This window comes from Nonomuraea sp. NPDC049695 (assembly GCF_040674955.1).
In the GTDB taxonomy this organism is placed as follows: Bacteria; Actinomycetota; Actinomycetes; order Streptosporangiales; family Streptosporangiaceae; genus Nonomuraea; species Nonomuraea helvata.
This window is the reverse complement of record NZ_JBFANV010000117.1, coordinates 1-21,718: the sequence shown is the minus strand read 5'-3', so window position 1 is coordinate 21,718 and position 21,718 is coordinate 1. Positions and strand designations below refer to the sequence as shown.

The following is a 21,718-nucleotide window of genomic DNA, read 5'->3' as shown; positions in this document are numbered from 1 at the left end:
CGCTGGACAGCGGGGTTCTTCCGGACCTGTCCAGTCATGCTTGGTGATGAGCATGTAGGACAACCAGGACGACCTCACCTCGACGGCGGCACACGGAGCGGCCGGCAGAGACACGGTCATACTCTCCCGCGCCAAGAGCTGGGTGTCCTTTTGACCTTCCACGGGCCGAGGCAGGGGCCGGCTTCAGCGTCCGGTCGCGACCAGCACGTCGGACCCGACATGGGCGCCGGCGGCCTGGGAGACCGAGGAGGTGCTGGGTGTCCAGACGCGTAGCATCCGGCCGATCCCGCTGAGGGAGTCGATGGCGGCCAGACAGGCGCTGGTCAGGCGGGGGTCGACGACGAGCGCGGGCTGCGCTGAGAAGGGGAAGGAGGACTGGCCGGGACCGAGCGCACCGGCGTGCCGGGCGCGGTAGCGGCCGCCGTAACCGAGCGGGCTGGCGGTGGTGGCCAGCGCGGCGGTGAGCAGCATGACCGTTTGCACCCCTAGGGCGTCCACGGTCAGCCCGATTAGAAGGGTGGGGGTGAGGTTGGCGGTGGAGATGATGGCTCGCCATATGCCCAGGGCGCCGCCGTGCTGGCCGGCCGGGACCAAGGCGAGCATCTTGGTACGGCTGGCGGCGAAGAAGAGGGAGCATGAGGCGCCCCAGATCACGTTGCCGAGCAGCACGACCGCCAGGTCGGTCGTGATCACGTACACGACCTCGCCGAGGCCGCATCCGAGCGCTGACCCCCACAGGATCCGCCGGTGCGTCAACAGGGCGGGCCACCGGGTCAGCGCCATGCTGGAGGCGATGAGTCCGGCGCCGAACGCGATCATGATCCAGGTGAGTACGGAGATCGGGGCGCGTAGGGCGTCGCGGACGAAGACGGCTTCGAGCGCGGTGAAGATCCCCACCCCCGCCCAGACGACCACGGTAATGGCGATCACAGGGCGCAGGGCGGGGATGCCCCACAGCCGGCTTCGCCCAACGACGATATTCTCCTTGGTGGCACCGGTGTCCGGCTGGGCCTCTTCTGGGCGCTGCTCGTGCAGCGCGATCACGCTGGCGGCCGCTGCGGCCAGCAGGATGGCGGCCAGTAGCAGCGTGGTGCGGGTGCCGAAGGCGGCCAGCGCCGCCGAGCCGAGGAGCGGTCCGGCCAGGACGGGCAGTGAGGTGCTGTAGGACAGCCAGGCGCTCACGGTGGCCTGTTCGGGCCGGCTGGCTAGCCAGCTGGGCAGGGTGTCGAGTGCGGGAGCGGCGAAGGCACGGCCGAGGCTGGCCACCGCCAGACAGGCGATCAGGACTGGCACACTGCCCAGGCTCAGCCCGGCCAGGACGGCGCCAACGGCCGACACGGTGCCGGCGACGAGGGCGACGGCCTTGGGACCGAAGGCGTCTATCCGACCGCCGGCCAGGGCGCTGAGCAACATCGAGGGAGCGGCCCACGCACCGAAGATCAGGGTGATGACGGTGGCGCTGGCCTTGATGTCGAAGGTGGCGTAAGCCTGAGCGGCCAGGACCAGCACGGTTCCGCCGGTGACCGCGAGCGTTTGACCCGCGGTCACCAGGAACAGGTCGCGCCGGACGCTCGAAGAGACGAGCGGGGCGGACGAGCCCGCGGTGGCCGGCGCGCTCACGCGATGATCGGGCTGCTGCTCGCTGGCGCTTCCTGGATGACAGGCGGACGCTGGTCTTCAAGGCCGCCACCGGCCAGCGGTGCAAAGCAGCACAACCGGCTGTGAATGGCCTCGGCGGGTGCAAATAGCTGCAGTCCACGACTCATATCGGCGGCGTCCTTCCTGCGATTCTCAGGGGAAAAGACATCGACCCCCGGGCGGCCTGGGAGCTGGCCTCTGGAGGTCGATGCATTTACTGCTGACCGGGAACGGGAGAAACGCGCGTCGTCGTTCTCTCCAGCCAGCAATGGCGGCTAGAAGCCGCCATAGCCGCGGCCGCGTACGACGCCGCGACCGGTCACGACGCCGGGGACCACACCGAGCGTGATGCCAGGGGTGAGGGTGTCCATTGCTTTACCTCCATGATCGCAGGGCCGGGTGCGCCAGAGCGTGACCCAAGTTTCATCCAGTGGGCGATCGCTATCCCCAACACTGACTTGACAGCGATACTTGACTACTGGTCAGGAACAAGCCACACATTAAGGGGATCAAGGAGCGGAAGTCACTAGTGGGACATAGCAAACAATTTAGTGTGATCACTTCGTTATATAAGGGTTTTCGGCGACGCGCGCCATCAGTGTCTGGCCATCGTTCAGGGGCGGGTCTAGGCCTGGGCACCCTCGGCGCAGAGGCTGCGTACTTGGCCCACGACCAGGACAAAGGCTCTCGATCCGCTCGCGGCACCGCGAGCGGGCACGCTGTTTCGGGAGAGTTTGCCGATCATGGTCGGCCGAGCCGCTGCCCCAGGGCCGACCACCTGGCGGGCGAGCTCGCCGAGGAACTCGTCTGGGGGCAGGTCTCCTTCATGCTCCAGTCCGGGGACTACCTCATTGTGAACCAGCGCCGCTTCCTGCACGGTCGGGAGGCGCTCCACAGCGGTCAGGAGGCCGTCCCGGTCGCCGACCGACGACTGCTCCTCCAGATGTTTCTGCGCGCGCCAGCCGGAGTCGGCTCGGCCGCGTAGCCGGCCGAAGTCACTCCACGGTGACCCGTCGAGTCTCGCGCCTGGGTCCAGCCCTCGAGCTCTTGGCACGCCCGCGGGGCGGGGCCCGGTTGGGCATCCCCGAAAACGGTCGCGCGGGCGTGCTAGGCCCGGGGGCGGACCTAGATGCGGGAGTTGCGCAGCGACTGCCACACGGCGCCAGCCAGCGCCCGCGTGGCCCGCGGGACCGACAGATGCTCGTGCTCGCGGTACACGGCCCAGTTGTACTGCACAAGCGACAGCTTGTTGGAGGAGAGCGATCCAGCCTGGTGTGCCCGGTACACCGCAAGCGGCTCAGCCAGACCCCGGGCGTCAGCGCCGTCCCGCATGATCGACAGCCACAGCGCGTAGTCCTGGCGCTTGCGCATCGCCGGCATCAGTCTCGTGCCCAAAACGTTGCGGTCGTACATGGCGGTCAGAGCACCGATGTGGTCCTGAACCAGCATCGCGCGGTAGTCCACACGTTCTCGCGCACGGATCACTCGCCCGTTCGGAACCCAGTCGGTGCTCTCACCGGCGTAGTCGGCGTCCATCTTGAAGTACGAGGTGAACGTCAACGGCGCATCGCCTTCTACGGCAAAGGCGAGCTGCTTCTCGGTCTTCTCCGGAAGCCACATGTCGTCGGAGTCGAGGAAAGCCACGTAGTCCCCGCGGGCCCGCTCGATCGCGAGGTTCCGGGCCCGGGCGGCACCGCCCCGTTCGGGTGCCGACTCCGGCAGAACGCGCTCATCATGCTTGGCGAACTCGCGAAGCAGATCCATGGAGCCGTCGGAGGACTGGTCGTCGGTGACCAGCAGCTCCAGGTCGCTGTGCGTCTGCGTGAGCACCGATCGGACGGCCGCGCCGAGGGTGGCCGCCGAGTTGTACACGGGCATCACGACAGACACCAGGGGCACGGCACATCTCCTTGCCAGACCACGAACGACGGTCCATTCAAGCACCGCAACCGAATAGGAGCTGACATACAGGTAGTCGTCGCTGGTCAGGGCTATGTAGTGCTCCCGCTGGCCGTACGCGCAGCCGAGGTGGGGCATCGCGTGATCGGCTACGACGTGGACCCTCACAGGGTCCAGCAGCTCGCCGCCGGCCACTCCTACGTCGAGGACGTGACCTCCGCGCGGCTGCGCGCCGTACTGGACTCCGGTGCGTACTCCGGGACCACCGACGCTGCCGCGCTGGCCGGTTTCGACATCGCTGTGATCATCGTGCCGACCCCGCTGCGGGACGGCTTGCCCGACCTGACGTACATCGAGACCTGCGCCCGGCCCCTTGGCGAGTACGTTCGCCCCGGCACGACCGTGGTCCTGGAGAGCACGACTTATCCCGGCTGCACCGAGGAACTGCAGCTGCCGATCCAGTCCTTCAGCTAGGGGGTGGTTCGCCGGGAGGGAAGGGCCGTGGGACGACGCTCAGCGGTCCGCCGTCCCACGGCCGTGCCGCCCGGTTCGGGCCTGTACCGGGTGGCTGCTGTGACTCGCGCCCCTGAACTCAGGCTGCACTATCCGAAGACGAGATGGCGGAAGGTATCACGGATCACCATGAGCTGGTCGCGGTCGCGGCTGTAGTACAGCTTGTTCGTGAGCAGGACGGCCCATTGTTGCCGTTTGGGTGAGATCCACATGCCGGTGCCGGTGAAGCCGTAGTGGATGTAGGTGTCGTCGCTGCCAGGGGCGGGGTGCCAGAACAGCCCCCGGCTGGGCGTGAGGCTCCCGGTGTGGACCTGTAGGGACTCGGTCACCCAGGAAAGGCCGAAGCTGCTGTCAGGGGTCGGATCGAGGAGGTGGCGCTGGAAAAGCGCCAGATCGTCCAGAACGGAGAAGACGCCGGCGATGCCGCACACGCCGCCGAGCAGGCGCGCGGAGAAGTCGTGGGCGATGCCCTTGAGGTGGGTGCCGGTGTCCTGGTCGAGTTCGGTGGGGGCGCAGTTGGCGGCAAGCTCGGACGGCAGGGGGCCGAAGCGGGTGTTGTGCATGCCGAGAGGCCGCCATACCCGCTCATGAGCAAGCCGGTCGAGCGGGCGGCCGGAGACGTGCTCGGCCAGGTAGCCGAGCACGAGGGCGGCCCGGTCGGTGTACTCGACAGCCCGCCCCGGCGAGCCGTGCAACTCTTCGTGCAGGACGCCGGCGCGGATGGCGCCCGGGTCGGTGCCGTACAGGTTTCGCAGGTTCGCGCGGGGCGGCAGCCCTGCGGTGTGGGTGAGCAGGTGCTGCACGGTGACGCTTCCGATGGGGTGGCCGGCGACCTCAGGCCAGAACTCGTCCAGGGGTTCGTCCAGTGGTAGTCGTTCTTCCTCCCACAGGCTTCCGATGACGGCCCACACGGCGACGATCTTGGTAAGGCTAGCGATGTCGAAGATCGTGTCACGCCGCATCTGTGAGCCGGGAACGGCGGGATCGGCTGCTCCGCAGGTGCCCCAGTGGCTCACGCCGTCGCTGTTACCGATGGCCCAGACAGCGCCGGGGAACACACGCTCGCGCATCCCCTGGTCGAGTAGCTCTGTGATCGACGCGTGGGTGTCGCCCATGATGTGTCCCCCTATGGTCCGGGCCATCAACGGTGGCCACCGTAATGATCCTGTTTGGCGCCCGCAGGCGTACGCTCATCGTGTCAGGCGATCTCGTGGCTGAACTTCCTCCACGCGACCGCGGTGGCAGACAGCGGGATGCGCGTTGGCCGCTGCCCGCTACCGGCCAATGAACGGCGCGTCCGGCCAGTAGATCGTGGCGTGAGTGTGCTGTTTGGTGATGACCCCGCCCTTGGGCAGTACCTCGGCGGGGGTGCCGATCGGCCAGACCGCGAACTGCGGGCCGGGGCCGCCACGGTAGTCGCGGTCCCAGACCTGGATCTGCTCCACGATGGCCTGGGCGACCTCGCTGCCGTGGGGGCCGTACCCGTGCGCACCGAACTCGTCGCTGCCCTCTCCGGCCGGCCGGATGGACAGGTGGGCGAACGAGTCGCCCTGGACGGCCGCGTAGGGGAACCAGCGGCCGCCCTCCTCAGAGAGGATGCCAGGGTCCTCGCCTTCGGGGGTGTTCACGGTCATGGTGCAGAAGCCGGGCAGCGCCGTCGCCATCCACAGCGGCAGGTCGGGGAACGGCTCGGCGGGGGTCACGGTCACCCCGGACCAGGCTGCGGCGGGCTCGCTCGCGAGCACGCCGTCCAGCTTGTGCGGATCGTCAAAGTTGCCGTCATCGAAGCGCAGCCCAACCTGCTCGCCGTTCAGGAGCCACAGGCGCTCGTCGTGCTGGCCAGCGCCTTGGATGGGGACGAAACCGCAGACGCCTTGCGACAGGCTGACCAGGTGGTCGTTGGTGCGTTCGAGGGCCAGGGAGCGGGTGATGCCCTTCATCCGCAGCGGGACCACGATCCTGCCGCCTTTGGCGAGCTGCTCGCGCCAGGCCGGAGGGATGTCCCACGCGCCCACGGTGACCATGATCCGGTCGTACGGGGCGTTGGCCTCCCAGCCGTGTTCGGCGTCGGCCGTGACAACCCGCACCTGCCGGTACCCGGCGGCGTCCAGGCAGTCGCGGGCCCGGCTGGTCACGTCGGCGTCGATGTCCATGGTCGTGACCTGACCGGCCGGGCCGATCAGCTCCGACAGCAGGGACGCGAAGAACCCACCCGAGCCGATTTCCAGCACGCGCATTCCCGGGCTGATGTCGGCCTGCACGAGCTGCATCGCCTGGATCTCGGGAGCGGACATGGTGGAGATCAGCGCGCCGTGCTCGTCGCGCTTGACTACGACGAGGTCCAGCGCGTACGCCTTGTCCGGCGCCACCTCGGGGGCGAAGAGGTGCCGGGGAACCGTGCGGAACGCGGCCTCGACCGGCGCGGGGAGCGGGAAGCCCCACTTCGCGCATTTGGCCACCACGGCGGTGGTCATGGCGTCCCGTAGGGCGGCGGCGTCCTGGACGTCGTCGTGGATGATCACAGGCGGGGTCCCCTCTTCTTCGGTCGTGATGGGCAACGGGTCGATGGTCGCTGCTGGGGGGCAGTCCCGGGGGTTAGCCACGCCGTCCCCTTCCTGAGGGGAGTCGTCGAGCTCCGGCCTTTCCCCGCGGTTAGCGTGCTCGTCGCACTGATGCTTGATCACCAGGGCGGCGTAGATCTCGACCACCTTGGGATGGGCGCGGCCTCGGCCGGACTCCTCATAACCGTCCTGGGTCTGGCGCAGGACGAAGAACTGGCCAGCCTCGGATGCCACCTCGTACTGCCCGCAGCATGAGGTGGCGCTGATCCGGAGGATGCCGCCGTGCGAGACGTACGGCGTCCACTCGAACATGCCGGCCGTTGGGGCATCACCTCGCCCCTCGGGGCGAGCAGGCTGTGTCACCTCATGGCTCCGCGCTCGATTCGACGCATGGTGGTGCGGGCGATCGAGCGGCAACCGGCGCGCGGGATGCTTCCTCGGGCACCGCGCTGCGACAGGCAAACAGGTAGGCGCGTCGGAGCGCGACCAGAACGACGGCGTCCATCGGTGACCTTCGGTTCGTTGCCTCGAACTGGTGGAACTCGTGCCTCACGCCGGACAGGGGCTCCGGCGTGAGGCACGAGCGGCAGGTGGCGCGGGCCAGGAAGGAATGGACTTCCAGGGTTGGTTGAGCCCGCGCCGTGGTGCGCGGCCGGCAAGGGGAACACCGCCTCTATCCGCGAGCCGGGCCGCGCCAAGACGTGGCGCGGCATTGCCGCCTGCGCGCGGGACCGCCTGCCGGCCACGTCTCGCTGGTTCACCCGAACACCTCCTGGAGGAAGCCGGGGGGTATGCAGACGACCGTGGGCTGGTGCGCCGGGATGGCCTCGGCCATGGCGAACAGCAACTCCCGGTCGACGTTGAGCACGTTGCGCCACAACTCGCGAAGGGTACGGCCCACGACCGGGGTGTTGACCTCCATGGCGTAGGCGGGGAACGCGCGGAACACGCGGCCCCAGGGCTCCCACATCACCTGCCAGCGGCCACCCCACGACGCCTGCAACTGCGCGGCCAGGAGATGGGCTGCCTCGTCGCTCAGCACCTCGGTAGCGTTGTCGACCGTCATGTCGCGCTCCTTGCCACCGGCAGCCGCGGCGCGAGCTCGAGGAGCTTGTTGAATCCGACCTGGTCTGCCTCGAAGTGGTCCTTGCCGCCCAGCCCGACGTCGTACGCGCGTGCAATCAGAGAGGGGTCAGCGCTGGTGCTCGTACCGTGGGCGCTTGCCTCGACGGAGCTCGGCTGGTCGCCGGTTGGTGGGGCTGAAGCGTAGTCGCTGATCATTCGGGAAGCCTCGACGGATATGGGGACGGGCAGGCTGGAACACGTGAAAGGGAATGCCAGATGGCTGCACAGGCCCACTGGGGCGGGAGTGCGTTGGCGTCATGACTTTAGGGTTCAGCAGAGCGACGCCCGTTCCCACGCCCTACCCCTGCCTCAGCACTGCCCTTTCACTGCCCTTCCCGCTGTCGCGCAGGTCCAGCGATGCCAGACTTGGAGCATGGCGGAACTAAATGGGGCGCTTGTGTCCCCTGACGCGCTCCAAGCCTTGGGGCTCGTCAACTACGGTCATTTCACCTCGATGCGAGTCGAAGGTCAGCGCATTCGCGGGCTCTCCCACCACCTCGACCGTCTCGTGCGGGACTGTCGCCTGATCTTCGCTGCTGAACTCGACCGTGAGCGGGTGCGCGACTACGTCCGCCATGCTCTACGCGACGTACAGGCTTCGATCATCGTGCGGGTCACCGTCTTTGATCCGGATCTGGAACTCGGACACCCGGGCGGCGTCGCGCACCCGCACGTCCTGGTGACGACACGCCCGGCGGCACCTTTGCCACCCTCGCCGATGCGCGTGCAAACGGTGGGGTACGAGCGGGATCTACCAGCTGTGAAGCATGTCGGGTTGTTCGGTGCGATGCTCGGTCGGCGTAAGGCCCAGCTTGCCAGGTTCGACGACGCGCTGTTCGTAGACAGCACATCGTTCATTACCGAGGGAGCGACCTGGAACATCGGCTTCTACGACGGTGAGCGGGTCGTCTGGCCGAGCGGCGACATCCTGATGGGCGTCACCATGCGGCTGCTCCAGCAGGTCCACGACCGCACGGTCACCGTTCCCGTCAACATCGGCGACATCCCCAGGATGCAGGCCGCGTTCGCCACCAACACCTCTATCGGCGTCCGGCCGATCACCGGGATCGACGACACCGCGCTGCCCGGCGACCATCCGATTTTCGAGATCTTGCGCAAGGAGTACGAGGAGATCCCCGCCGAGACCATCTAACCTAGGCAGCTCCGCGTGCACAGCCCTTCCGTCCCCCACAGAAGAGAGCCGAATGGCGGTCACGATCAAGCTCTGGTCCGGGCGCGAGATCCGAGCGCTACGCGAAGCGAAACGCATGAGCATCAGCCAGTTCGCCGCGCATCTCGGCGTCGGGGAACGGCTCATTTCTAAGTGGGAAGCCGGGGGTGAGAAGCTGCACCCCCGCCCAGTCAACCAGGACGCGCTGGACACTTCCCTCGCCAACTCGCCAGAAGAAGTCCACGTCCGGTTCGCCGACCTGCTCGGCCTCACCCAATCCACTCTCCTCGCCGAGACAGAGGCGAGCGTCGCGCCGCCTGTCGCCGGCGCGACCCTCCTCCTCGGTGGACACCAGGTCCGCCACCCCATCGACGGCAAACTGATGACCCTCGTCGAGGAAGGCGTGTTCCTCTACGGCCCCGAAGCTGAACCGGTCTACCTGCCGGGCTTCTACATCGACGTGTATCCGACCACCAACGGCGACTACGCGCGCTTCGTGGCCGCGACGGGCCATCGGCGGCCGCAGCATTGGAGCAAGGAGGGGAAACCGCCCGAGAATCTGATCGACCACCCGGTGGTCTTCGTAACGTGGCGCGACGCCGCCGCGTACGCCGAGTGGGCGGCCAAGGCCCTGCCGAACAACCAGCAGTGGGAGAAGGCCGCCCGCGGGCTGCGTGGTGACATCTACCCGTGGGGATCACAGCTCACCCCCGCCAAATGCAACGTCCGCGAGTCCGGCCTGCGGCACACGACACCGGTCGACCGCTACCACAGCGGAGCCAGCCCCTACGGCGTGTACGACCTGTGCGGCAACGTCTGGGAATGGCTGTCGACCGTATCCGAGTCCGGCCGGTACGAGCTCAAGGGCAGCGCGTTCACCAGCCCGTTCAGCCGCGCAACGCCGTCCAATTTCAACGACGCGTCCGCCGACATGCTCGACGACGACACCGGCTTCCGGTGCGTCACCCCGGCCAAGACGCTGCGGGCCCTCCTCAAGCTGTCACCCTGATCGAACCACGTCAGTCCTGCTGCAGGCGTATGCCCAGACCAGCCCCGACGCGCCGACCGTCAGAAGCTGGCTCGTCGTCGTCGCGCAGCAGCCTGAGAGCCGGCCGTGACCCAGCCGCTTTCCGGCGCCGTCCCCGCGCTCTGCGACCACACCAGCGTCGGCGTGCTCATCTCCAGCGCAGCCGGCGTCCTGGTCTTCGAGCGCGCCGCCCCGCCGGTCGGGATCGCGCCCGTCGCTGGGCACATCGACGCCCATGGCAGCCCCCAGCAGGCCGCCATAAACGAAGTCACGGAGGAGGTCGGCCTGACCGTCACCCGCCTGCACCTGCTGCACCAGGGCTGGCGGACCGACCAGTGCCGCAGACCCACCGGCGGCATCGTCGGCCATCAGTGGACGATCTTCGCGGCCCAGACCTCCGGGCAGCTCCACCCCTCTGCCCGCGAGGTGCGCGCTCCCCGATGGCTGCACCCAGACGAGCTCCAACAGTGCGCGCAGCGCACCGCCGCCTTCGCCGCCAGACAGATCACCGCGGCTGAGTTCGCGGTCCAGCCGGGACTGGTACCGGTCTGGGTCCGCTTCCTCCACGAACTCCAGGTCATCACCATGACGGGCAAGGACCTCAACCGGATCGACGAGGTGATCTGACCATGCCCCGCAGCCGATGCTCAGCGCGCCTCCACAGTGCGAGCGGCCACCAGCCGAGCCACATGAGTCCGGATCCGGGCCCGATCCTCGGGAAACACCGAGTCCCACTCCTCATCGAGGGCGAACCAGCGCGGCGGCTGCCCGTTCTCCCCACCCAGCGGCACATCCAGGCCGACTATCGCGGCGTACGACAGGCCAAGCGTCGGAGACCAGTCCGAGCGGTAGGAACGCACGCAGACCGCGGCCGGGACGTCCAGCAGCTCCGCGTGCAGCCCGGTCTCCTCGACCAGTTCGCGTGCTGCGGCGGCGCGGGGTGTCTCTCCCGGCTCGACCTTGCCACCGGGCGGCACCCAGCCCCGCACCCGATGCTTCACCAGCAGAACGTGCCCGAAGTCCGGATCAGTCACCCAGACATCCGCCGCCAGCGGTTCCATCGGGTGCCGACGCGCTTGCTCCAGCCAGGCCCGCGCGCCGTCGAATTCAAGCGCCGCCAAGCCAACATCGACGGCCGCGGCGTCCAAGATCGTCTCTTCGTCCTTGCGGTGGATCACCCTGCACACCCTATGCCGCCACCTCCATGCGGATGCCAGCCACCGAACGAACACAGAACCGAAAAGGCCGCCCCAGCCAGAGCTGACACCCCCACCCGGGCTGGGCAGGTCCAGACCGCGACCGGCCCAGCCTCCCCGTCGCCCGGACAAGCTGTGCAGAGCGCCGCCCGCGCCTCGCTCCAGATCGACCTGCTGGCCGCTGACGCCCGCAACGCCCGCCTCGCTGCACAGCTCCGCCAACTGGAGAAACGCCTCTGTGAAGCCCTTCGGCGAGCAGGTCTACCGCCAGGCGGAATCGGCGGAGGCCAGCATCGACCAGCTCAAAGCCCGCGTCGCCACCCTGGAACAGGGCAATGTCGACCTGCAGCTCCAGATCGCCGACCGCCACGACGAACTGGAAGCAGCCCGCGCAGCCAACCGCGAACTTATGGCCCAACTCAACTGCGGCCGCGACACGCCTGCCAGCTAAAAAGCCGCAGGTCAGCGGCAGCTCTCCGACCTCTTGAGGAAAAGTACGCCATGGCGGACTCTGGAGTTAGGGACAGGAGCCTGCCATGCCGAACAAACGCCCCCGCGGACCACAGCCGCACTGGCGGCCCAAACGGGAGACCCTCCGGATTCTGGCAGCGGTCGACGCCGTGCTCGACCGCTATCGCGATCATCTGCCCGTCTCCTTGAGGCAGCTGTTCTACGTCCTGCTGAGCGACGGCGTGCTGGCCAAATCCGAACGTGACTACAAGCGGATGTGTGAGTACGTCGGCATGGCCCGCCGCTCCGGCCGCATCGCCTGGGACGTGATCCGCGACGACACCCAGATCGCCGTGCAGGCCCCGCCCTCCTTCGCCGATCAGCAGGACTTCTGGACGGCCGTGGCCAGGGCGGCGGACGACTATCGCGTTGACCGGCAGGCGGGCCAGCCTGTCCGGCTGGAGCTGTGGTGCGAGACTGCAGGCATGGTTCCGCAGCTGGTGCGGATCGGCGAGGAGTTCGGGATCTCGTGCTTCTCCGGCGGCGGATTCGACGGCCTGGCCGGCAAGCACGACGCGGCCACGAGAGCGGCGGCAGGCGGTCTGAAAACCTGCATCCTTCACCTTGGCGACTATGACCCTAGTGGCGAACATTTGTTCAGTTCTCTCGCCGAGGATGTCGTGGCGTTCGCAGCAGCGGCCGGCGCCGCGGTGGAGTTCGAGCGGGTCGCTGTCACCGCCGAGCAGGTGGTGACCTACCGCCTGCCGACCGCTCCACCCAAGGCCACGGACCGGCGGTCCTTCTCCGGCACCACCACCACCCAGGCCGAGGCTCTCCCACCAGACATCCTCGCCGCCCTTGTGCGCACGGCGATCGAGGCCCACCGCGATCCTGTCATCCACCAGCAGGCGCTCGCGCGCGAAGAAACTGACCGCCTCTCGATCCACGACCGGCTGAGTCACTTGGAGGACGCCGGGCGGCGCCCCCCGGAGTGACACTCGCGGCGGGCGCGCTGAACAGTTGAGGGGTCATGCCGCAGGCTGGGCGATCATGAGCGTTTGATCGGCAGGCAGAGCCTCGGTGGCGATGATGTCGAGCCCCGCCAACTGCATCAGCTCCTGGTACTGCTCCAGGGTTCTTTCTTGCCCATCGGCGAACAAGGTCATCATGCGGATGTCGAGGTCGGTGGCGCTAGTGCAGACGCCAGGCTCGGGCAGCAGCGTCTCGATGCACCACAAGCGAGCCAGCGGCCCTGCTTTCCTCAGAGCGTCCCCCACGTGAGCCAGGAGCAGACGGCTGTCGGTGTCGTCATGGTTGTGTAAGACCAACGGGAGGATGATCACATCAGCGGGCGGGCAGAGGTCGCTGAACATGTCGGCGTCGGCGAGCTGCACGGGGTCGGCCACCTCCTGTTCAGCGCGATGGTGTTCGGCGCGCTCGGCGACTCGGGACCGTTCGATCAGGATCCCCTTGAGATGCGGATGAGCGCGCAGGATCGTGTCGAGTACATTCCTGGCCCCGCCGCCAGCCACGGCCACAGTGCGCACGCTGCTGTAGTCGCGGTCGGCCAAGGCGTCACCAACTGCGCGGCTCTGGCCGTCCATGAACATGTCGAACAGCGGCGCCAACTGCCGATCGCGAGCCAGGAGCGCGTGCGGGGCGGCGTGATCCCTCAAGATCGCAGGGTGTCCGATGCGGATTGTCTCGGGCAGCCGCTCGCCAGCCTCCTGCCACAGCGGCGCCATCGTCACACCGACTTCCGCCCACATCGAGCCTTCCCCAGGCAACAGCACCCGGCCCATCGCGGTCAGTCCATAGCGTCCTGCCGGATCCCTGTCCACGAGGCCGTAGGCATGCATCGCGTACAGGAACCTGCGCATCTTCGACCGGTCGGCTTCGCAAACGGCTGCGACGTCGTCGCTGGCCCGGGGACCGTCCTTGAGAATCAGAGGGATGCCCAGGGTGACGAACGCCCACAGTGCCTTCAACCGGACGTCGCCCCCGACGATCATCGTTCGGAGAGCCTGATACGGACTCGCGGCGGGCCGATCGGCGCACGAGCCGGCAGCGAAGAGCGTGGTCAGATCGTGATGGTCGGTGGTCACGGAGTGGCTCCAGGAGATGAGGAGGAAGTGGACGGACGTGGGCTGGGCCTACCAGGTCAGATCGGTGCCGCCGACCTGCTCTGCCGGGTTCCCGGCAGGCACGCTGTGGGACAGCTCAGAGGGTGGCCGCCCCCCGCTGACGCCCATGTCGCCCTACGCCTGGACGGGTGGAGTCCAGCGTCCGCTTGCCGAACGGTGCTGCTGCTCCAGGGCGGTGGGCCGGCGGCGTGGCCATCTGGTACAGCTTCTGGTCCATCCCAGCGCACCACACGCTGACCGCGGGAGGAGATCGAGCAGGAGTAATCCGGAGATGAGTGGCAATTTCTCCTGCCTCGCGGTGTCGCCTCTCACGGCCGCCAGCGTTGTACGCGCCGTCGACGGCGCTCCGTCCCTCGGCGAGCGGCAATTCATGACCTCCTACCTAAGCCCGGTCAGCGCCGCCGCAACAGTGTTCAAAAGGGGTTCACTTCCTCGGGCTGGCCGTCATAGGCGCGCAACCGGGTGCCGGTACGCGCCGAACACCAGCGCCGACCGCCGATTGCCGCCAGGCTTGGGGTCCCGCGCGAGGGCACTGCTCATGGCGGCGAGCCGAGCAGCGAAAACGCGGATCGAACGGGCGAAGATCAATGCTGTCCTGAACACACTCGCCGACGCTGTCACGCTTGGGTCGTTGATCACGAGTGCGCGAATCGTGCGTCGCGACTCATGTCAACGTTTGGGGTTGTTGGGGCGTCTGTACAACAAGGAGGTCCTTGTGGAAGTTCTGAACGACCTTGAGGAGGACTTGTGGCTGGAGTTCCTTCTCATCGAGGCTCTGCACGAGGAAGCAGAGCGGCGGACGACGTCGTAGCCAACTGGTGGTCAGCGGACAGGCTGGTCAGTCACACGAGCCATGAGGTGCCAGCGTGATGAGATCGGGCGTGAGGCTAACGGACGAGGCATCGCCAAGGGCCGCGCGACAACTGGACGGCCCCGCTGGCATCGATCACAGCCTGAGCCCCATAAGCCGGCGTGCTTCCACGGATAAGCCAGTCGTGGCGTACCTCGTCAAGGAGGTCCCACAGGTGTCGCGGGCCGCCTTGAACGACCATCGGTAGCTCGTCGCCAAAGGCGGTGGCGCGAGCCCACGAGCCATCGGCATGTGACATGTGCGCGGTCCGCTGCCCGTCGTCAAGCTCTTCGTACTGATGCCGGATGCCAGGCGCAGCGAGTTCCAGCATGGCGGCGATGTCGCTGAACGGCCGGATGCGCGCCACCGGATAGCGGCCCAGGCTCTCCCTACCAGAATCCCCGGTGGTAGTTGGCATGAGCTCGTGACGGGGGTCGCCGGGCACCTCGGCTGCGGTGAACATGCCACGGTCCCATCCGATGTGGCCATCCGCTCCCCCGCCGGCGTTCTTGGCCGCGGAGAGGATGAGCGGCGTTGCGGCGATCGTCGTCACCAGCCGACCGCCCGGCCGCAACGCCGCCAGCCATGACGAGGGAATCGGACGAACGCCTGCCATGGACACGATCCGATCGTAGGAGCCCGGCAGCGGCCCCGTCCCATCCCCGGTGAGCAGCGTCGGCTGCAGCCCCATCGCGTCGAGGCGACCGAGGGCGGCGTCGGTCAGGTACGAGCTGACGTCGAGCGACGTGACCGACTCGGCGCCGAACCGAGAGGCGACAAGGCCGGCCGGATAGCCCGACCCCGTGCCCACGATCAGGACGTGCGCCCCCTGATGGATCTGGGCGTGGCGCAGGAGCCGCAGAACGAGGCTGGGCATCGCGGAGGACGATGTGGGCAAACCGGTCAGGATAGTGCCGTCGTCGGCGAGGTCAGCGTGCGTGCGCTCCACCTCGGTCACCAAGGACACGTTCCGGTAAGCAGCCCGCGCCCATTCGTCCGGGTCCGTCACGCCGTCGCGCACCTGCCAGATCCCCCACGGTTCGCCCTCCGGGGTGCTCCACCATCGGGGTACGAGAAGATGCCTCGGAACCGCCGCGACGACCGGCCGCCACCGAGATTCCTCAGCGGTGACGTCTGCGGCAAGTTGCTCGCTGTGTCTCCGCCACCACATGACGCCTCCTATCGGAGCCTAACCGTGTCGTGACCGTAAGTAGCGCCTCGCTCAGTATCCCAACCAGGGCAGGACTACCTCCTCCAACCACCGTGGCGGGCTGCGGCATCGCTTTCGCACCTGCTGGATAGCTCAACAACCTCCCAGAGAGGAACCATGGACAGCGTTACCGCTCAGCGGGGTAAGGCCCTTGATCGCAGCGAGCCAGTCGTCCATGAACTTCTCGGCGGTATGCGCGTCGTCCGGCCCGCTGAGCAGCTGCGGTCCCTCCGTCATCTGCTTCATCAGCTCATCGCTCAGCCGGACGGCCCACGGCTGCATGCAAACGTCCAGGCCGACGGCGAAGTCTCGCGTTCTCCCCGTCAGGCTCCACCCGCTCACCATCATCAGCATGTGCCCGGCGCCGAGCTCGTCCACGCGTGCTCGCAACGCGGCGAGCCCGGCAGGAGATCGAGATCGAGTTCTGGGCACCGATGGAGTCCGACGGAGTCGAGCTGTGGACCTGCCCGTGCGATCGCCCGCGCACAGGGAACGAAGGACACTGGCGCTGGCGCGTACCGGTGGAATACACCGACGTCACCGACACGATCGGGTAAACCCCAGCCAGGAGCGGCCGCCCAGGCGCTCGAAAGAGATCCAGGGTGACAGGACGAGCTTTCCCAATCCTCCAGCCACGCAGCGCGGGGTCGCGGGGACCAGCGGGCCCCGCGGCATGGGCGGTCAGACTCTCCGGCCGACCGTGCCCGTGTCGATCACGAGCTACTACAGGGTTCCCAGCGAGGCCCCAAACGCGCGTTTCGATCGTTCCACCCCAGTAGCCGTACGGGTACGGGACACAACCCCCTCGTCAACTTCTGCCGTCTGCTGAGACCGCCTCGTTGGTGAGCTCAAAGAGCCCTTCCTGCCTGACGGTTCCGCTCTTCGTGCGCCACGAGCGCCCGGGAATCAGCACTGGCCATGATCGTTTGCGTCGTCTCCTGGTAAGGACCCTCTGTGGTGATGCCGCCGATCCTGATTCGGGCCCGTCGGACGGCAGCTCTGGCCAGGGCACTGTTGTCCAAGACGGATCGTCCTGAACGAGTCGTCCTGGCTCTTCGGCCTCACCGAAATCGACTGCCTCGGCGCTCGGCTCCGACGGCCAAGGGATGGAGGGGAACCAGTCGGCGTGGTCGCGTTCGGCAGGACGCTCTTCCCACGACTTCACGAGCTTGTGCCAGACCTCCCTCTGCTTGACGTACAGAGCGTGTCGCTCGTCCCGGGCGATGTCGCCGCCGAGCTCGACGGCCGCCTCCTCCAGGGACCGTGTTCCACGCACCCAACCATCGGGGCGTCGTTCCGCGAGAGCGTAGGCCCCCAGCGTCCGGAGTGCCTCGCTCACGGTCGATCGAGGGAGCCGGGCGATGATCGTCAGTTCGGTCGGACCGGTGGGGAAACTGGACAGCGCCTCGTAGACCAGCGCGACGGTGGGTCCGAGCCGGTGCAGTGCGGGATGCAGGCACTCCACCAGGCCTTTTCTCCAGCGGATCCAACGAGCCTCCTCCTGGTAGGCGCGCGGAACACGCAACTGGTACCGATCGGCTGCCTTTCCGCGCCCGACCTCGACGAGCTCGATGAGCGGGTCGCCTTCGTCACGTAGCAGTCTCAACAGGCGCGCCACGGTGCTGTGGTCCAGGCCTGTCATCTCAGCCAGGCTTCGGCAGCCGAACGCTGGCGCTGCCGTGCCGTCCATTCGGGCGGCGACGGCTATGGCTCTCAAGAGCAGGCGGACGGAGGCTTGGGCCCGGCCCCAGCCGGCCGCTCGCTCTCGATCCCGTTCAGCCAGCCACACGCAGGTCAGCCACTGTAGAACTTCCTGCCAGCAGGTGAGAATCCGCTCATCGGCTGTGGCTCGCGAGACAGTACGGATCTTCCACAGGTTTTGATCGTCTGGATCCTGGGAGTCTTCCAGGGACAACGGATCTACTTTGTACAGGACGCTGGTTGAGAGCGCACCATCAAGACCCTCAGGGCACTTCTCTTGATCAACGACGCGCTGCCCGCTCGCAGGCTCGGGGAGGGGGCGGGGGGCTGTGGAGGGGTTGTTCAGGCTTGTGTGGCAGTTGCGGTCATGGCGATGCTGAGCGACTCCTGTGACGGCTTTTCGCCAGTCCCAGCGCAGCCGGTGTCTCTGCTCGGCGGGCGACCGGGGCTTCCCTCCCTGACGTGGGGCGCTGAGCAGCTTCTCTAGGCCCTGCCAGGTGCCGGAGTCCATGGCCGTGAGGATCTCGTTGAGCCGGTAGCCGGCGGCGGCCATGGAGTTGAGCAGACCGAGGCGGGCTTCGGAGGCGGAGTCGCTTTTGAGTACCTCCCAGCGACCGTCGCGAGCGAGCTGGTCCATCCGTGAGGGCAGCGCTCGTCGGCCGCCCTGACGGGGCAGCCAGGGGGAGCCGTCGTCATCCAGCGGAAGGTCGACGACGGAGCTGCAGCGGGGGCAGGTACGACCTGCCTCACCGGGCCCGCTGGAGGACCCTGAGTTCGTGCTGTCGACGGTGCCGAGTTCGGCCGTCAGCTCCTGGTGCAGGGCTCGCCATACCGCATGTCCGCACGGTCGGCGCAGGATGTGTTCGGCCTCTTCCAGCGGCACGGTGAGGCGCATGTAGCCGGTGGCTTGCCCGTTGGCGATCTTGTGCAGGCTGCCGGAGGGGCGGATTTGGCTGGCCGGGCCGCTCATCGGGCGTACGTCAAGGGAGGAAAAGCGGCGGGCCAGGGCGCGAGCCAGGCGCCGCAATTCTCGCCACGGGCGAGGATGGGACCACCGGACGTAAACGTGACGGCCGCCGGAAGGGCTGGTGTCAACGATGGCGCGGCCGCCGCAGCGCGTGATGAGGTCGACGATGGCGTCGGCGTCCTCCATGACGCGGGCCACGCCGTCGGCGTAGGTCATTCCCGGTCTCAGGGCGAGCCGGACGTCCAGGTCGCACACGAGGAGCTGTCCTGTGCCGTCGGCGGCGAAGACGTACACCGTGGCCGGCTTGCTGGGCAGTTGTGGCCGGTGGGCCGACAGAGGTCGCTCATGTCGGCCGGGGAAGTTGTGCCCGCCGTCTGGTGAAAGCCGCACACGCAGGCGTTGAGCGATCAGCGGGACGATTCGCGCGTAGGTCTCGACGGCTTCCGCGTGCAGGGCAAGGGCACGTTGGTCTGGCGACACGCCGGTGATGTCGAACGGCGCATCGCCGATTGCCAGGCGGTGACCCGAGATCTTGCAGGTCTCGGCGTGGGTTGAAAGCGTGCAGCCTTCATCGCAACCGGTGTGCGACGCGCCCAAATCGGGCAGTACTGGGCTGACGCTGCGAGCGTGTTGTATCGTGGCTCCCAGGGCATGACACAGCACCTGCTGGCATGCCAGAGCCCAACAGGTCGGTCAGCCAGACCGCCTGGCAAGCACCCGCATAGCCAGCGGGTCGACGGTGAGATTGTTCGCGATCGGGCGCCAACCAGATTGCGCGAGCAAACTCATGGAGTTATGTGTTGTGCGGCCGCCCCGGGTATCCCGGGGCGTTTCGCTTTCACGGGCCTGTCGTGGGCGCCTCCCGGGCGACGTGAGGGGCGATGGTCACGCGGCGACGACCGCGGCGTGTGGCTGGGAGTTGACCTCCATGCCGTCGAGCGGCGGCTGAATTGCCGCGCACCAGAGCGGACGGCCGTTCTCGTCGACGTGATCACGTCGTACCAGTTGCCGGTAGTACTCGGCCACACTGATGCGCAGCTGGCCGGCCGCCTTGGCGGCTTTGCTGTAGATCTCGGCGTCGACGTCGAAGATGGCGTTGCTGCTTGTGCCCGAGACGCGCGGCGGAACAACTGCCTGCCAGTGCGGCTTGCCTGAGCGGTCTACAACGTCGCGTCGAGCGAGCTCGCGGTAGTACTCGGCCACGCTGATGCCCAGATGGTCAGCCGCCGCCTTCGCCTTGATGCGCACGGCTGCGTCGACCTTGAAATTCATCGTGATCGATCCTCGTTCCTCAGGGTTCTCGATCCGAGGTCCGTTGCCTCGCTGCGCGAGGCCTCGCGGTGCTCCAGCCATGAAGCAGATCATGGCGCATCGGAGCGCACATTGCACTATGACTCGGCTTCTTCGGCGTGTCGCATGTTTGATCTTCTGGCCTGGCTCCAGGGTAGGGCAGAGCGCGGTGCCAGGGGCTGAGGCACTGAGCGGACGGCGGTCGCTGAACCGAGCGAACCCACCAGCACGGTGCCGCAGGGCGCTTTGAAGCGCAGGTCGGGCCCGCCGTCGGAGATCTCAAAGCGTTGGTTGGTGGACGGCGGCGTTGGCGGTACGCGTCAAGTTGGCCAACGACGAGCTCAGATTGGTGCTCTCGGCCGCCATCCACCACCCCTCTCAGCCCCAATGTTACGACTTCATAACTTACATAACGACTTCATCACAGCAGAACTTTACTCGCTCTCTTTACTCCCAGTCACACGGGTTGCATGTTTACACTTTCGTCCGCATCTGACAAATGATCCCAACTCTAAGTCAGAAGGAATCTCGCTTATTCATCTCTGCGTGATTTCAACTGTTGTGTCCCGTTTTGGCGGGAGGAGGTGAGGACGCGTCGCGGGCCCCTGGCCCAGCGGCAGCCGCGCCCCACCCGCCGCCTCTGCTAGGAGCGCGTCCCAGATGTCGGTTGAAGTTGATCGACCTCGCCCTCGCCCCCGCCTTGACCTCCGACATCAGGAAAGGATCACGTTCGTGCTCATCACTGTTGAGGTCGCCGCCGACCCGACCGGCGACCAGCAGGCCCGCTTTCTCAGTGCCTTATCCGAGACCGCGATCGAGCTGCTGAGCGTGCGCCCTGACCAGCTCCGAGTGACGGTCCGTGAAACAGAGCCCGAAGCTCGGGCCCGGGGCGAGCGCCAGACCGCCATCGCAAAGATGGCCTGGACCGGCTGCTGATGACCACGCTGACCCCCATTTCGCTTGTCGCGCCTTCCCCCGCCGAGGTCGCAACGGCACTGCGCAGCAAGGCCTCAGCTGTGATCGGCAGCGAGCTGAACCGCCTGCATACGCGCGTCGGCCTGGACGACCGAACACGCTCAGAAGTCGCCACGACGTTGGACCGCATCGCCGGGGCGCTCTTTGACACCGCCTGCACGCAACTCACCGACCACACTGGCTCTCCGGTGGGGGAGCGCTACGCCAACGCGCTGCAGCAGCTGTTCGCGCTCGTCCCCGACAGCGACTCCCGGAGGACCCGATGACAACGGCCGGCGCCCTTGTCCTCCACTCCGCGGTGGAGCGCCTTGCCTCCCACCGCCGGATCGGCTTGGTGGTGCCTCCCGCCAACCCCGTGGCCGAACCCGAAACGGCGCACTTGCTCGGCGGGAACTACGCGATCCACACCACCCGCTTCGCGGTCTCCCATGAGCCGTTGCGCGCCCGCCTGGAGGCCTACAACCGGACCATTCCCGACATGATCGCCTCTTTTGGAGGGCTGGGGCTAGATGCCCTGCTGGTGGCCTGCAGCGGCTCGCGCTACCTGCTCGGGCCGGACCTGGATCGGGACGCCTGCGCTGCGCTGACCGCGTGCTACGGCATGCCGGTCGCCTCCGTCACCCTCGCCACCCAGCAGGTGCTCCAGCGGCTCGGCGTCCGTGATCTTGTGCTGGTCTCACCGTATGCGGAGTGGTTGACCGAGCTGGCCCGCAGATTCTGGCGGCGCGCCGGATTCCGAGTACGGGTTGTGGCCATCCAGACCGCGAGCCACACATATGCGCCGTACGAGGTCGCCGCCGCCGACCTCATCGCCCAGGTCGAGCGCGCCCACCTGCCGGACGACGCGGCTCTGCTGTGCACGGGCACCGGGATGTCCACGCTGCCAGCGTTGCCCGCCCTCGGCGCCGGGAACAACCGCCTCCTGCTCACCTCGAACGTGTGCGGGTCCGCCTACCGCTCGGCCGACCTGCGCACGTGGGAGTTCCGCAACCACGTGCTCA

Annotated in this window: 22 protein-coding genes; 10 read left to right on the top strand and 12 right to left on the bottom strand. The window is 67.5% G+C overall.

Annotated elements, in window-relative coordinates; genetic code table 11:
- Positions 1–183 precede the first annotated feature (183 nt).
- The gene (locus AB0J64_RS50695) at positions 184–1,620 is read right to left on the bottom strand and encodes an MFS transporter (RefSeq protein WP_364044411.1); all 1,437 of its coding nucleotides are present in this window, start codon (positions 1,618–1,620) and stop codon (positions 184–186) included.
- A gap of 679 nt (positions 1,621–2,299) precedes the next feature.
- Here AB0J64_RS50695 and AB0J64_RS50690 point away from each other — a divergent pair.
- On the top strand, positions 2,300–2,623 hold the full coding sequence (locus AB0J64_RS50690; RefSeq protein WP_364044408.1) for a hypothetical protein: 324 nt from the start codon (positions 2,300–2,302) through the stop codon (positions 2,621–2,623).
- A gap of 140 nt (positions 2,624–2,763) precedes the next feature.
- Here AB0J64_RS50690 and AB0J64_RS50685 read toward each other — a convergent pair whose 3' ends face one another.
- The gene (locus AB0J64_RS50685) at positions 2,764–3,675 is read right to left on the bottom strand and encodes a glycosyltransferase (RefSeq protein WP_364044405.1); all 912 of its coding nucleotides are present in this window, start codon (positions 3,673–3,675) and stop codon (positions 2,764–2,766) included.
- Between AB0J64_RS50685 and AB0J64_RS50680 the strand changes: the two genes are divergently transcribed.
- Positions 3,637–4,011, top strand: coding sequence for a hypothetical protein (locus AB0J64_RS50680; RefSeq protein ID WP_364044402.1), 375 nt, complete (start codon positions 3,637–3,639; stop codon positions 4,009–4,011). The two genes, AB0J64_RS50685 and AB0J64_RS50680, sit on opposite strands and share 39 nt — an antisense overlap.
- Positions 4,012–4,139: 128 nt before the next feature.
- On the opposite strand, the gene AB0J64_RS50675 is transcribed toward AB0J64_RS50680, so the two are convergent.
- The 4 genes from AB0J64_RS50675 to AB0J64_RS50660 all read right to left on the bottom strand — a co-directional run bounded on the left by AB0J64_RS50675 (position 4,140) and on the right by AB0J64_RS50660 (position 7,892).
- Entirely contained in the window at positions 4,140–5,165 is a 1,026-nt protein-coding gene (locus AB0J64_RS50675) for a serine hydrolase domain-containing protein (protein ID WP_364044399.1), read from the bottom strand.
- Positions 5,166–5,324: 159 nt separating this feature from the next.
- Positions 5,325–6,923 carry a methyltransferase, FxLD system gene (gene fxlM / locus AB0J64_RS50670; RefSeq protein ID WP_364044396.1) on the bottom strand — a complete coding sequence of 533 codons (1,599 nt, stop codon included), beginning with the start codon at positions 6,921–6,923 and terminating at the stop codon, positions 5,325–5,327.
- Between the two features lie 445 nt (positions 6,924–7,368).
- On the bottom strand, positions 7,369–7,677 hold the full coding sequence (locus AB0J64_RS50665; RefSeq protein WP_364044393.1) for a hypothetical protein: 309 nt from the start codon (positions 7,675–7,677) through the stop codon (positions 7,369–7,371).
- Complete coding sequence (locus AB0J64_RS50660; RefSeq protein WP_364044390.1) at positions 7,674–7,892, bottom strand: hypothetical protein; 219 nt, start codon at positions 7,890–7,892, stop codon at positions 7,674–7,676. The genes AB0J64_RS50665 and AB0J64_RS50660 overlap by 4 nt, the downstream gene beginning before the upstream one ends.
- Positions 7,893–8,109: 217 nt before the next feature.
- On the opposite strand from AB0J64_RS50660, the gene AB0J64_RS50655 reads away from it, so the two are divergent.
- From AB0J64_RS50655 to AB0J64_RS50645, 3 genes are all read left to right on the top strand, one after another.
- Positions 8,110–8,889 carry an aminotransferase class IV family protein gene (locus AB0J64_RS50655; RefSeq protein ID WP_364044387.1) on the top strand — a complete coding sequence of 260 codons (780 nt, stop codon included), beginning with the start codon at positions 8,110–8,112 and terminating at the stop codon, positions 8,887–8,889.
- Between the two features lie 52 nt (positions 8,890–8,941).
- Positions 8,942–9,916 carry an SUMF1/EgtB/PvdO family nonheme iron enzyme gene (locus tag AB0J64_RS50650; protein ID WP_364044384.1) on the top strand — a complete coding sequence of 325 codons (975 nt, stop codon included), beginning with the start codon at positions 8,942–8,944 and terminating at the stop codon, positions 9,914–9,916.
- A 105-nt stretch (positions 9,917–10,021) separates the two neighbouring features.
- The gene (locus AB0J64_RS50645; RefSeq protein ID WP_364044380.1) at positions 10,022–10,561 is read left to right on the top strand and encodes an NUDIX hydrolase; all 540 of its coding nucleotides are present in this window, start codon (positions 10,022–10,024) and stop codon (positions 10,559–10,561) included.
- Positions 10,562–10,581: 20 nt separating this feature from the next.
- On the opposite strand, the gene AB0J64_RS50640 is transcribed toward AB0J64_RS50645, so the two are convergent.
- Positions 10,582–11,112 (bottom strand): NUDIX hydrolase, encoded by a 531-nt coding sequence (locus AB0J64_RS50640; protein WP_364044377.1) that lies wholly within the window; start codon positions 11,110–11,112, stop codon positions 10,582–10,584.
- 256 nt (positions 11,113–11,368) lie between these two features.
- Here AB0J64_RS50640 and AB0J64_RS50635 point away from each other — a divergent pair, with 256 nt between their 5' ends.
- On the top strand, positions 11,369–11,581 hold the full coding sequence (locus AB0J64_RS50635; protein ID WP_364044374.1) for a hypothetical protein: 213 nt from the start codon (positions 11,369–11,371) through the stop codon (positions 11,579–11,581).
- Positions 11,582–11,750: 169 nt separating this feature from the next.
- A complete protein-coding gene (locus AB0J64_RS50630) occupies positions 11,751–12,575 on the top strand; it encodes a hypothetical protein (protein ID WP_364044371.1) in 825 nt (274 codons plus the stop codon).
- Positions 12,576–12,608: 33 nt separating this feature from the next.
- Here the strand turns inward: AB0J64_RS50630 and AB0J64_RS50625 are convergent, their stop codons facing one another.
- From AB0J64_RS50625 to AB0J64_RS50605, 5 genes are all read right to left on the bottom strand, one after another.
- Positions 12,609–13,685: a methyltransferase gene (locus AB0J64_RS50625; protein WP_364044368.1), complete on the bottom strand. Its 1,077-nt coding sequence runs from the start codon at positions 13,683–13,685 to the stop codon at positions 12,609–12,611.
- A 926-nt stretch (positions 13,686–14,611) separates the two neighbouring features.
- Positions 14,612–15,595, bottom strand: a complete 984-nt coding sequence (locus AB0J64_RS50620) for a protein-L-isoaspartate(D-aspartate) O-methyltransferase (protein ID WP_364044365.1) — start codon at positions 15,593–15,595, stop codon at positions 14,612–14,614.
- Between the two features lie 282 nt (positions 15,596–15,877).
- On the bottom strand, positions 15,878–16,162 hold the full coding sequence (locus AB0J64_RS50615) for a hypothetical protein (RefSeq protein ID WP_364044362.1): 285 nt from the start codon (positions 16,160–16,162) through the stop codon (positions 15,878–15,880).
- A 430-nt stretch (positions 16,163–16,592) separates the two neighbouring features.
- Positions 16,593–19,049: a hypothetical protein gene (locus AB0J64_RS50610; RefSeq protein WP_364044359.1), complete on the bottom strand. Its 2,457-nt coding sequence runs from the start codon at positions 19,047–19,049 to the stop codon at positions 16,593–16,595.
- A gap of 288 nt (positions 19,050–19,337) precedes the next feature.
- Positions 19,338–19,724, bottom strand: coding sequence for a hypothetical protein (locus AB0J64_RS50605; RefSeq protein WP_364044356.1), 387 nt, complete (start codon positions 19,722–19,724; stop codon positions 19,338–19,340).
- Positions 19,725–20,474: 750 nt separating this feature from the next.
- Between AB0J64_RS50605 and AB0J64_RS50600 the strand changes: the two genes are divergently transcribed.
- The 3 genes from AB0J64_RS50600 to AB0J64_RS50590 form a co-directional block, all read left to right on the top strand.
- Positions 20,475–20,678 (top strand): hypothetical protein, encoded by a 204-nt coding sequence (locus AB0J64_RS50600; protein WP_364044353.1) that lies wholly within the window; start codon positions 20,475–20,477, stop codon positions 20,676–20,678.
- On the top strand, positions 20,678–20,983 hold the full coding sequence (locus AB0J64_RS50595) for a hypothetical protein (protein WP_364044350.1): 306 nt from the start codon (positions 20,678–20,680) through the stop codon (positions 20,981–20,983). The genes AB0J64_RS50600 and AB0J64_RS50595 overlap by 1 nt, the downstream gene beginning before the upstream one ends.
- A partial coding sequence (locus AB0J64_RS50590; protein WP_364044347.1) for a hypothetical protein occupies positions 20,980–21,718 on the top strand: 739 nt, incomplete at its 3' end. The genes AB0J64_RS50595 and AB0J64_RS50590, both read left to right, overlap by 4 nt.

Bases quoted from the DNA above. Each gene is read 5' to 3' on its own strand.
- AB0J64_RS50685 (WP_364044405.1), bottom strand. From the start codon at position 3,675: ATGCCCCACCTCGGCTGCGCGTACGGCCAGCGGGAGCACTACATAGCC.
- AB0J64_RS50675 (WP_364044399.1), bottom strand. From the start codon at position 5,165: ATGGGCGACACCCACGCGTCGATCACAGAGCTACTCGACCAGGGGATG.
- fxlM (WP_364044396.1), bottom strand. From the start codon at position 6,923: ATGTTCGAGTGGACGCCGTACGTCTCGCACGGCGGCATCCTCCGGATC.
- AB0J64_RS50665 (WP_364044393.1), bottom strand. From the start codon at position 7,677: ATGACGGTCGACAACGCTACCGAGGTGCTGAGCGACGAGGCAGCCCAT.
- AB0J64_RS50660 (WP_364044390.1), bottom strand. From the start codon at position 7,892: ATGATCAGCGACTACGCTTCAGCCCCACCAACCGGCGACCAGCCGAGC.
- AB0J64_RS50655 (WP_364044387.1), top strand. From the start codon at position 8,110: ATGGCGGAACTAAATGGGGCGCTTGTGTCCCCTGACGCGCTCCAAGCC.
- AB0J64_RS50650 (WP_364044384.1), top strand. From the start codon at position 8,942: ATGGCGGTCACGATCAAGCTCTGGTCCGGGCGCGAGATCCGAGCGCTA.
- AB0J64_RS50605 (WP_364044356.1), bottom strand. From the start codon at position 19,724: ATGAATTTCAAGGTCGACGCAGCCGTGCGCATCAAGGCGAAGGCGGCG.
- AB0J64_RS50595 (WP_364044350.1), top strand. From the start codon at position 20,678: ATGACCACGCTGACCCCCATTTCGCTTGTCGCGCCTTCCCCCGCCGAG.